The sequence below is a fragment of the Micromonospora globispora genome, from assembly GCF_003857015.1.
Taxonomy (GTDB): Bacteria; Actinomycetota; Actinomycetes; order Mycobacteriales; family Micromonosporaceae; genus Micromonospora; species Micromonospora globispora.
Genome location: NZ_QGGF01000511.1, coordinates 1 through 10301 on the forward strand (window position 1 = coordinate 1; position 10301 = coordinate 10301).

General features: G+C 73.0%; 9 protein-coding genes. 6 read left to right on the plus strand and 3 right to left on the minus strand.

Annotated features, from left to right (window positions below; all coding sequences use genetic code 11):
• A partial coding sequence (locus tag DKL51_RS27535) for an amylo-alpha-1,6-glucosidase (protein ID WP_124812650.1) occupies positions 1 to 2015 on the minus strand: 2015 nt, incomplete at its 3' end.
• A gap of 179 nt (positions 2016 to 2194) precedes the next feature.
• Here DKL51_RS27535 and DKL51_RS27540 point away from each other — a divergent pair.
• From DKL51_RS27540 to DKL51_RS27555, 4 genes are all read left to right on the plus strand, one after another.
• On the plus strand, positions 2195 to 3184 hold the full coding sequence (locus DKL51_RS27540) for a LacI family DNA-binding transcriptional regulator (protein ID WP_109948366.1): 990 nt from the start codon (positions 2195 to 2197) through the stop codon (positions 3182 to 3184).
• 25 nt (positions 3185 to 3209) lie between these two features.
• Positions 3210 to 4457, plus strand: coding sequence for a sugar ABC transporter substrate-binding protein (locus tag DKL51_RS27545; protein WP_124812651.1), 1248 nt, complete (start codon positions 3210 to 3212; stop codon positions 4455 to 4457).
• A 64-nt stretch (positions 4458 to 4521) separates the two neighbouring features.
• Entirely contained in the window at positions 4522 to 5643 is a 1122-nt protein-coding gene (locus DKL51_RS27550) for a carbohydrate ABC transporter permease (protein ID WP_124812652.1), read from the plus strand.
• A gap of 4 nt (positions 5644 to 5647) precedes the next feature.
• Positions 5648 to 6535: a carbohydrate ABC transporter permease gene (locus DKL51_RS27555; protein WP_109948369.1), complete on the plus strand. Its 888-nt coding sequence runs from the start codon at positions 5648 to 5650 to the stop codon at positions 6533 to 6535.
• A 3-nt stretch (positions 6536 to 6538) separates the two neighbouring features.
• On the opposite strand, the gene DKL51_RS27560 is transcribed toward DKL51_RS27555, so the two are convergent.
• Positions 6539 to 7120 (minus strand): GNAT family N-acetyltransferase, encoded by a 582-nt coding sequence (locus tag DKL51_RS27560; protein ID WP_124812653.1) that lies wholly within the window; start codon positions 7118 to 7120, stop codon positions 6539 to 6541.
• A 35-nt stretch (positions 7121 to 7155) separates the two neighbouring features.
• On the opposite strand from DKL51_RS27560, the gene DKL51_RS27565 reads away from it, so the two are divergent.
• Complete coding sequence (locus tag DKL51_RS27565; protein WP_124812654.1) at positions 7156 to 8493, plus strand: glycosyltransferase 87 family protein; 1338 nt, start codon at positions 7156 to 7158, stop codon at positions 8491 to 8493.
• Here the strand turns inward: DKL51_RS27565 and DKL51_RS27570 are convergent.
• Positions 8392 to 8943, minus strand: coding sequence for a GNAT family N-acetyltransferase (locus DKL51_RS27570; RefSeq protein WP_124812655.1), 552 nt, complete (start codon positions 8941 to 8943; stop codon positions 8392 to 8394). The genes DKL51_RS27565 and DKL51_RS27570 overlap by 102 nt on opposite strands.
• 133 nt (positions 8944 to 9076) lie before the next feature.
• On the opposite strand from DKL51_RS27570, the gene DKL51_RS27575 reads away from it, so the two are divergent.
• Positions 9077 to 10301, plus strand: a 1225-nt coding sequence (locus tag DKL51_RS27575; RefSeq protein WP_148097855.1) for a winged helix-turn-helix domain-containing protein, incomplete at its 3' end; no start/stop codon positions are given.

The following is a 10301-nucleotide window of genomic DNA, read 5'->3' on the forward strand; positions in this document are numbered from 1 at the left end:
GTGCGGTCGACGTGCACGTCGACCGGTGTGCCGGCAATGCGGAAGCGGTCGACCGCGAGCGCGCCCAGCTCGGGGCCGGCCAGCGGTCGCAGGGTCACCCGACCGGCGGGCACGTCGGGGTAGAGCCCGACGCCCGCCTGGAGCAGCAGCACCGCGGCCGCCGCGGACCAGGCCTGCGGCCGGCAGGCCGCCGGGTACGGCACGGGCCGGCCGATCACCGTGCGGTCGTCGCCGCCGTAAAGCTCGGGCAGCCGGTAGTCGAACGCCTCGGCGGCGGCGAGCAGCCCGTCGGCGAGGCCGAGCGCGGCCTCGGCGAAGCCGGCGCGGGCCAGGGCGGCGAGCACGATCGCGGTGTCGTGGGTCCAGACCGACCCGCAGTGGTACGACAGCGGGCTGAACCCGCCGTCGTCGGTGGACATGGTGCGCAACCCGAAGCCACCAGCGAGCGCCTCGGTGGTGAGCAGGCGGGCGACCTGCACCGACTCGTCCGCCGACAGCAGGCCGGTGCCGAGCAGGTGGCCGATGTTGCTGGTCAGCGAGTCGACCGGGCGCTTGTCGCGGTCCAGCGCCAGCGCCGGCTGGGGGCCGTACGGGCCGTCCACCCAGAACGCCGCCCGGAACCGCTGCGCCAGCCGGTCGGCGTACCCGCGCCAGCGGTCGGCGCCGGGCCGGTCGAACGCGTCCAGCAGGGCCGCCCCGTCGACGGCCGCCCGGTACGCGTACCCCTGCACCTCGGCCAGCACGATGGGAGCCTGGGCGAGCCGGCCGTCGCGGAACCGGACCGCGTCGCCGGAGTCCTTCCAGCCCTGGTTGGACAGGCCGTGGCCGGTGGTGTCGACGTACTCGACCAGCCCGTCGCCGTCGGCGTCGGCGTGCTCGCCGAGCCAGCCGAGGGCGGCGTCGAGGTGCGGCAGCAGCGGTTCGATCTGGTCGGCGGCCAGCCCCCAGCGCCAGGCGTCGTGTAGCAGGCTGATCCAGAGCATGGTGGCGTCGACGGTGCCGTAGTACGCCGGCGGCAGGCGCAGCCCTTCGCCGGAGAGGGCGAACTCGTGCCGGCGCAGCTCGTGCAGGATCTTGCCGGGCGCCTCGCCGGTGGCCGGGTCGACCCGGGTGCCCTGCCGGCGGGCCAGCACCCGTAGCGTGCCGGCGGCCAGGTCGGTGCCGAGCGGCAGCATCATCCGGGCGGCCCAGAGGCTGTCCCGGCCGAACAGGGTGAGGAACCAGGGCACGCCGGCGCCGAGGAAGACGTCCTCCGGCCGGGCGGGGTCGGCCAGCCGGAGCCCGCGCAGGTCGGCGAGGGACCGGTCGAGCAGCCGGACCAGGCGGCGGTCGTCGGCGCGTATCTCCGGGGCGGACCAGGTCGGCTCGCCGGTCGGGGCGACGACCACGGCCTTCGGGTCCTCGACCGCGAGCCGCCAGCGCAGCGTCACGCTGCCCCTGGAGGCGAGGTCGACCGGCCAGCTCAGCCGGGGCGCGACGGCCCGCTCGCCGGTGGCGTCCACCTCGGCGGCCTCACCGGTGACGGTCACGGTGATGCCGTCGGCGGCCCAGCTCAGCTGGCCGGGCTGGCCCGCCTTCGCCTCCAGCGGGGTGGCGGCCCCGCCGGACTTGACCACCTCGATCGGGGCCAGGTCGCAGCTCAGGTCGACGCTGACCGTGGCCCGCACGGGTACGGAGGCGGTGGAGACGACGTGCAGCTCCTCGCTGATCCCCCGCGGATCCGCCCGGCGGACCCGGTCGACCCGGACGGTCGGGTCCGCGCCGGGGTCGCCGAGCCAGCGGGCCAGGGCGACGAAGCGGGTGGTGTGCGGGTCGACCGCCCCGCGGGTCAGTCCTTCCGGCTCCCGGTCGTCGACGCGCAGCTCGGCCCGGGAGAGCACCCGGGCGTCGGCGTGGAACACGCCGTGCACGCCCGTCGGGCGGATCTGGCCGGCCGCGTCACCCAGCGCGCTGGTGGGGGCGTGGACCACCCCGACCAGGTCGTGCAGCAGGGGTTGCAGGTGGCGTTCGGTCACGGGGGACTCCAGGTGCGCCTCGGTGGAACAGGGTGTCTCGACCGGGTCGTCGGGGGTCGGAAAGGGATGTCTTGACAGATCGTCCCGGCCGGTGCAAAGTGCGAAACATTCCAGAAACTTTGAACGATCTAATCCTGCCGTATCGGAGTTGGATCGTTCAAGGCGGCGAGAGGGATTTCGTGTCGGAGAAGGTGACGATCGCGACCGTGGCCCGGCACGCCCGGGTCAGCCGGCAGACCGTGTCGAACGTGCTCAACGCGCCGCACATCGTGCGCGAGGAGACCCGGCAGCGGGTGCAGGAGGCGATCGCGGTGCTCGGCTACCGGGCCAACCAGGCCGCCCGGCAGATGCGCACCGGCCGCTCCCGGCTCATCGCGGTCCGCATCGAGCCCACCCGGGACGGGATCAACGGCTCGGTCCTCGACCGGTTCCTGCACGGGCTGACCGAGACCGCCGACGCCGCCGGCTACCGGGTGATGCTCTACACCGCCGGCGACGACGACCAGGAGATCGCCACCTACGACGACCTGCTCGGCGCGTACGACCTGGACGCGTTCGTGCTCACCGGCACCAAGCACGGCGACCCCCGGACGGCCTGGCTGGCCGACCGCGGGGTGCCGTTCGTGACCTTCGGCCGGCCCTGGGACGACCCGGAGTCCCACCCCTGGGTCGACGTCGACAACGCCGACGGGACCGCCCAGGCCACCCGGCGGCTGCTCGACACCGGCCACCGCCGGATCGCCTTCATCGGCTGGCCGGAAGGGTCCGGCGTCGGCGACGACCGGCGTACCGGCTGGCGTACCACGCTGGCCGCCGCCGGGCTGGACACCGATCTGCACCGGGCGACCTGGGACGGCATCGCCGAGGGTGAGCGGGCGATGCGCGACCTGCTCCACCTGGCCGAGCCGCCGACCGCGGTGGTCTGCGCCAGCGACTCGCTCGCCCTCGGCGCCCTGCAGGCCGTCGGGACGGCGGCCCCGCAGGTCGCCGTCGTCGGATTCGACGACACCCCGGTCGCCGCCGCGGTCGGCCTGACCAGCGTCAGCCAACCGCTCGCGGCCGCCGCCGCCCGCTGCGTCGAGCTGCTCACCGGCGTGCTCGACGGCACCCACCAGACCGATCCCCACGTGCTGCTCCAGCCCGCGCTGGTGCTCCGGCACACCGCGTGACCCCCTTCCCCCACAGGAGAGTCAGATGGCACCTCGATCCCTCACCCGAGCGGCGGTGGCCGGCCTCGCGGCCGTCGCCCTCTTCGGCTCCGCCGCCTGCGGCAGCGGCTTCGACGACAAGTCGGGCGACGCGAAGCAGTCCAGCGGCCCGGCGAACCTGCAGATCCTGATCGGGTCCTCCGGCGACGCGGAGACCAAGGCCGTCCAGGACGCCGCGGCCAAATGGGCGAGCTCCTCCGGCAACAGCGCGACGGTGACCCCCGCCCAGGACCTCGTCCAGCAGCTCGGCCAGGCCCTCGCCGGCGGCAACCCGCCGGACGTCTTCTACGTCGACGCCAGCCGGTTCGCCGACTACGCCAGCGTCGGCGCGCTGGAGCCGTACGCCGACAAGATCAGCAACCCGGACGACTTCTACGAGAGTCTGCGCACCGCCTTCACCTACGACGGCAAGTTCTACTGCGCGCCGAAGGACTTCTCCACCCTCGCTCTGGAGATCAACACCGACCTGTGGGCCAAGGCCGGGCTGACCGACGCCGACGTGCCGACCACCTGGGACCAGCTCACCGCCACCAGCCAGAAGATCAAGGCCAAGGGCCTGGTGCCGCTCGCCCTCGGCGACACCCGGGACCGGATCGGGGCTTTCATGGTGCAGAACGGCGGGTGGCTGATCAGCAAGGACGGCAAGCAGCCGACCGCGGACACCCCGGAGAACCTCCAGGCCCTCCAGTACGTCAAGACGCTGCTCACCAGCGGGTACGCGAAGTACCCCAAGCAGCTCGACGCCGGCTGGTCCGGTGAGGCGTTCGGGAAGGGCAAGGCCGTGATGACCATCGAGGGCAACTGGATCAAGGGCGCCCTGCAGAACGACTTCCCGAAGCTGAAGTACAAGGTCGTCCCGCTGCCCGCCGGCCCGAAGGGCCAGGGCACCCTCTCCTTCACCAACTGCTGGGGCATCGCCGCCAAGAGCAAGTACAAGGAGCAGGCGATCAAGTTCGTCGAGGCGATGACCGCCGGCGACCAGCAGATGGCGTTCGCCAAGGCGTTCGGCGTGATGCCGTCCCGGCAGTCCGTCCAGGACCAGTACACCTCCGCGTTCCCGACGGACAAGCCGTTCATCGACGGCGCCGCGTACGCCCAGGGCCCGGTGAACGCCCCCAAGATGGACAGCGTCCTCGGTGACCTGGACACCGGCCTGCAGGGCCTGGCCAACGGCGACCCGAAGAAGGTGCTGGAGAACTTCGACAAGAACGCCAAGGCGGCGCTCGGCGGCTGAGCAGGACCGGAGGGCCCGGCGCACGCCGGGCCCTCCGGCCGGCTCCCACTCGGAAGGAGGGGAGATGGCAACCGACGCGCTCGCCGCCCCGGCCACCGCGCAGGCCGGGCCGCCGCGCCGCCGCACCGGCGGCATCCGGAGCAACGAGAACGTCGCCGGCTGGCTCTTCGTCGCGCCGGTGATCGTGATCCTCGGGCTGTTCCTGCTGCTGCCGATCCTGATGGCGCTCTGGGTCAGCCTGACCGACTGGAACGGGCAGGGCAGCCCGTTCACCGGCCGGGTGCCGTTCGTCGGCACGGAGAACTACACCCGCCTGTTCACCGAGGACGGGCTGGCCCGCCGCGACTTCATGACCAGCATCCGGAACAACATCTACTACGTGGCGATCGTCGTACCGGCGCAGACGGTGCTGGCCCTCGGCCTCGCCCTGGTGGTCAACAACCGGATGCTGAAGGGGAAGGGGTTCTTCCGGACCGCGTTCTACTTCCCGTCGGTCACCAGCTCGGTGGCGATCAGCGTGGTCTTCCTGTTCTTGTTCGCCAACTCCGGCGCGGTGAACGCGCTGCTCGGCTTCTTCGGCATCGACGGGCCGCAGTGGTTCGCCGACTCCCGGGGCGTGCTGCACCTGCTGCTCGGTGCGGTCGGGGTGGATCAGCCGCCGGCCGCGCTCACCGACGGGGGCCCGTTCGGTCTGACCTGGTGGGACTGGCTCTCCGGGCCGAGCGTCGCGATGATGTCGATCATCTGCCTGGTGGTCTGGACCACCTCGGGCACCTTCATGCTGATGTTCCTCGCCGCGCTGCAGAACGTGCCGGTGGCGCTGGACGAGGCCAGCATCCTCGACGGGGCGACCCGCTGGCAGCGGTTCCGGCACGTCACCCTGCCGTTGATCAAGCCGACCACGTTCCTGGTGCTCACCCTCGGTCTGATCGGATCCTGGCAGGTCTTCGACCAGGTGTACGTGATGAGCCAGGGCGAGCCGGCCAAGACCACGCTCACCCCGGCATACCTGTCGTACCGGACCGCGTTCCGGGACTTCGACTACGGCTCCGGGGCGGCGATCTCGTTCGTCCTCTTCCTGATCATCATTCTGTTCACCCTGGTCCAGCGCCGGGTGATGGCCGACCGGGACGCCGAGCGGCCACGGCGCGGCTGGTGGCGGCGGCGCGTACCGGAAAGGTCCTGACGAGATGGCCGTGCTGACAGACCGGCCGCCGGCGCCGGCGGTGACCACCCGGCGCGCCGACCAGCGCGCCCTGGTGAACAGGTTCCTCGGGTACGCCATCCTGATCTTCTTCGGGCTGGTCTTCCTCTACCCGTTCGTCATCCAGATCGCGAGCTCGTTCAAGACCGAGCCGGACGCGGCGGCGCACCCGCTCTCCCCGGTGCCCGACCCGGTCTCGCTGGCCGGCTTCGAGCGGATCTTCGCGGGCACCGCCTTCCCGCTCTGGCTGGGCAACTCGCTGCTGGTCACGGTGCTGGTGACGCTCGGCCGGGTGTTCTTCGACTCGCTCGCCGGGTACGCGCTGGCCCGGCTGCGGTTCCGCGGCCGGGCCGGGCTCTTCGCCGCGATCATCGCGGTGATGGCGGTGCCCGGCGTGGTGCTCCTGATCCCGAAGTTCCTGGTGCTCAACCAGCTCGGCATGTACGACAGCTACGCCGGGCTGATCGTGCCGCTGCTCGCCGACGCGGCCGGGGTCTTCATCATGAAGCAGTTCTTCGAGTCGATCCCGGTCAGCGTGGAGGAGGCGGCCCGGATCGACGGCGCGGGCACCTTCCGCACCTTCTGGTCGGTGGTGCTGCCGATGGCGAAGCCGGCCCTGATCACGCTGACCATCCTGTCCTTCCAGGGCTCCTGGAACGAGTTCCCGCACAGCCTGGTCGCGGTGCAGGACCCGGGCCTGTTCACCCTGCCCCGGGGCCTGGCCGACCTGGTCAGCGGCTCGCTCGGCAAGGGCACCCAGTACCCGCTCAAGCTGGGCGCCGCGCTGCTCGCCACCATCCCGGTGGCGGTGCTCTTCGTGATCTTCCAGCGCTACTTCGTCCGCGGCGCCAACGAGGGCGCCGACAAGGGCTGACGGTCAGGAGTCGGCGGGCGGCTCGGTGGGGACTGCGACGTGTAGGCGGAGTTGGGGGACCAGCATGTCGTCGACGTCCAGGGCCCGGGCGGCGCCGTCCGGCTCCCAGCCGGTGCTGGTGAGGAATTTGCGGGTCGCGGCGTCGGCGTCGAACGTCCAGGCCACGGCCCGGGTGAAGCCGTCTTCCCGCCAGAGGTCCACCATGGCGGCGAGCAGGCGGCTGCCGTGGCCGCGCCGACCCCAGCGGGGCTCGACCAGCAGGTCGGTCACCGCCGCCACGTCGTCGCCGAGCGCCTCGGCCGGCTCTCCCGGGGCCAGCGCCTCCGCGTCGGCCGGACCGGATGCGGCGAACCCCACCAGATAAGATTGCTCGGCCTGTTCGACGGCGACCAGCACGCGGTGTGCGCCCGAGGGCGGCTCCTGCACCGCCGCGCTCCACCGCCGGGCGAGGTACGCCTCGTCCAGGTTGTCGAGCACGTGCCGGGGCAGGATCCGGCGGTACGCGGCCCGCCAGGTCGCGAGCTGGATGCGTGCGATCTCGCCGGCGTCTTCCGGACGCGCCGGGCGGACGTACCCGAGAGCCATGGCACGTGAGCCTACGCAGGGCGAGGGAGGCGACGGTGGCGCAGGGTCCGGGGCGGACGTTCGGGCAGGTCGTCGGCGTGGCGGTGCTCGCCGTCGCGGTGGCGTGGTTCCTCTCCGTCGCGGCCGTGCGGCACGGCTTCTTCGACCTCCAGGTCTACTACGGCGCGCTGACCTTCTGGGTGCACGGCGGCGGGGAAATCTACGACTTCCTCCGGCCGCCCACCCAGTACGGCTTCACCTATCCACCGTTCGCCGCGCTGGTCATGCTCCCCATGGCGTACCTGCCCTGGACGGCGGCGGCCGCGGTGAGCGTGGTGGCCAGCGTGCTGACCAGCGCGGTGGTGATCTGGTGGCTGGTGGAGCCGATCTCCCGCCGGGCCGGCTGGACCCGCTGGTTCGCCGTCGCGGTGGCGCTCTGCCTGGCCGCCGCGTTCGAACCGATGCGCGAGACGGTCAACTTCGGCCAGGTCAACATGCTGCTGCTCTTCCTGGTCGCGGTGGACCTGCTGCGGCTGCTGCCGGCGGGCAACCGGTGGGCCGGGGTCGGCATCGGCCTGGCCACCGCGATCAAGCTGACCCCCGGCGTGTTCATCGTCTACCTGCTGGTCACCCGGCGCTGGCGGGCCGCGTTCACCGCCATGGGCGCCGCCACCGGGGCGACCCTGCTCGCCGGGGCGCTCTTCCCGGACGCCTCCCGCGAGTTCTGGACCGAGGCGCTGTGGAACACCGCGCGGATCGGTGAGCTGGCGTTCGTCTCGAACCAGTCGCTGCGCGGGGTGGTCGCCCGGCTGGACCCCGAACGCCCGAGCACGGTGGCCTGGCTGGTACTGGTGCTCGCCACCCTCGCCGTCTGGGCGTGGCGCTCCCGGGCCGCGGTGGCCGCCGGCGACGAGGCCACCGGCCTGGCGCTGACCGGCGCGACGATGTGCCTGGTCAGTCCGGTCACCTGGGTGCACCACCTGGTCTGGCTGATCCCCGCCCTGATCCTGCTGGTCGACAACGCCATGGCGGCCCCCGCGGGCAGCCGCCGGCGCCGCCTCCTGCTGGCCGCCGCGGTCGTCGGGTACGGCTTCCTGATCAGCCGGATCGTCTGGGCCTGGGAGAAGGACTTCACCGGCGTCGACGGCTTCCTGGGCAGCAACACCTACGTCTGGATCAGCCTGGCGCTGCTGCTCGGCCTGCCGATCCGCCGCTGGGCCACGCCGACCGGCGCCGGTCCGGAGCGCGAGGACGGGCCCGCCGGCTCGGCGGGGGAGCCCCGGCCGGTCGGGTCAGCCGTCGAGGCGGGCGGTGTAGCGCAACTCGGCGAGGCGGACCGGGTCGCGCCCGCCGGAGAGCGGCACCGTGTAGGTGGACTCCTCACCGTCCGGTGACAGGCCGGCCCGCTCGTAGAAGCGGCGGGCCCGGTCGTTTCCGGCCAGCACCCAGAGCCGGTACTCGGCCCAGCCCCGCTCGGCCAGGGCCTCGCGGGCCGCGCCCAGCAGTGCCCGACCGGTCCCGGTGCCCCACCGGGCGGGCTCGACGTACATGGTGACGATCTCGCCGTACGTCGGGTCGAGGTCGGCCCGGTCCTGGTTGTTCCGGTACGGCCCGAAGGTGGTGAAGCCGGTGACCACCCCGTCGACCTCGGTGATCAGGGTGGTGAACGGGTGTTCCGGGTCGGCCGTGCCGAGGTCCTGCCGGCGCTGCGCCCAGGCGCGGACGTTGAGCCGGCGCAGCACCTCGTCCGGCATGAGGCCGGCGTAGCCGGCCTGCCAGCTGCGGATGTGCACTCCGGCGATCGCCTCGGCGTCGTCCGGCTCCTCCCGGCGAATGGTGAGCATCCGTCCGTTCTATGCCTCGGCGGGCGACCGGTCCAGCGTCCGCACCGAGGCGGCCATAATTCGGCCTCCGCGCCGCTAGGCGGCGCTGCGTCCGAATGAAGGCCGTCGTACCGGTGGATTAGGGTCGCCGACGATGGCCGTACCGGAATCTCTCTCGCTCGCCCAGGCCCGGCGGATCGCCCTGACCGCCCAGGGCTTCACCGACCCCGCGCCCGGCGGCGCGCCCACCCGCCGGCACCTGCGCCGGGTGCTCGACCGGGTCGGGCTGATCCAGATGGATTCGGTCAACGTCCTGCAACGCGCGCACTACCTGCCGCTCTACAGCCGGCTCGGGCCGTACCCGACCACCCTGCTCGACAGCGCCGCCTACCGGCGCCCCCGCGAGCTCTTCGAGTACTGGGGGCACGAGGCGTCGCTGGTGCCGGTCGGGCTGTATCCGGCGCTGCGCTGGCGGATGGCCCGGGCCCGGGAGGAATCCTGGGGCGGAATGCGCCGGATCGCCCAGGAGCAGCCGGGGCTGGTCGCCTGGGTTCGCGACGAGGTGGCCGCCCGGGGGCCGCTGACCGCGGCCGAGATCGAGCACGACGCGCCCCGGGAGACCGGCAACTGGGGGTGGAACTGGTCGGCGGTCAAGCGGGCGCTGGAGTTCCTGTTCTGGGCCGGCGAGGTGACCGCCGCCGACCGCACCACCTCCTTCGCCCGCCGTTACGACCTGCCGGAGCGGGTGCTGCCGGCCGCCGTGCTCGACGCGCCCACCCCGAGTGACGCCGACGCCTACCGCGCCCTGGTCGCGATCGCGGCCCGGTCGCTTGGCGTGGCCGCCGAGCCGGAGCTGCGCGACTACTTCCGGCTGCCGCTGGCCGGCGCCCGGCGGGCGGTCGCCGAGCTGGTCGAGGCGGGGGAGTTGGTCCCGGTCAGCGTGCAGGGCTGGCGGCAGCCGGCGTACCTGCACGCGCAGGCCCGGCTGCCCCGCTGGGTCCGCGGCAACACGCTGGTCAGCCCCTTCGATCCGCTGGTCTGGGAGCGGGCCCGCACCGAGCGGCTCTTCGACTTCAGCTACCGCATCGAGATCTACGTCCCCGCCCCGCAACGGGTGCACGGCTACTACGTCCTGCCGTTCCTGCAGGGTGAGCGGTTCGCCGCCCGGGTCGATCTCAAGGCCGACCGGAAGTCGGGCGTGCTGCTGGTGCCGGCCGCCTGGATCGAGCCCGGCGCCGAACCGGGCGAGACCGCGATCGCGCTCGCCGCGGAGCTGTACCGGCTGGCCGGCTGGCTCGGCCTGGACGCGGTGGCCCCGCCGGTCGCCGGCGACCTCGCGGTCCCGCTGGCCGCCGCGCTGGCCGGCGTGGCCGGTGTAC

Bases quoted from the DNA above. Each gene is read 5' to 3' on its own strand.
- DKL51_RS27570 (WP_124812655.1), bottom strand. From the start codon at position 8,943: ATGCTCACCATTCGCCGGGAGGAGCCGGACGACGCCGAGGCGATCGCC.
- DKL51_RS27545 (WP_124812651.1), top strand. From the start codon at position 3,210: ATGGCACCTCGATCCCTCACCCGAGCGGCGGTGGCCGGCCTCGCGGCC.
- DKL51_RS27560 (WP_124812653.1), bottom strand. From the start codon at position 7,120: ATGGCTCTCGGGTACGTCCGCCCGGCGCGTCCGGAAGACGCCGGCGAG.
- DKL51_RS27555 (WP_109948369.1), top strand. From the start codon at position 5,648: ATGGCCGTGCTGACAGACCGGCCGCCGGCGCCGGCGGTGACCACCCGG.
- DKL51_RS27550 (WP_124812652.1), top strand. From the start codon at position 4,522: ATGGCAACCGACGCGCTCGCCGCCCCGGCCACCGCGCAGGCCGGGCCG.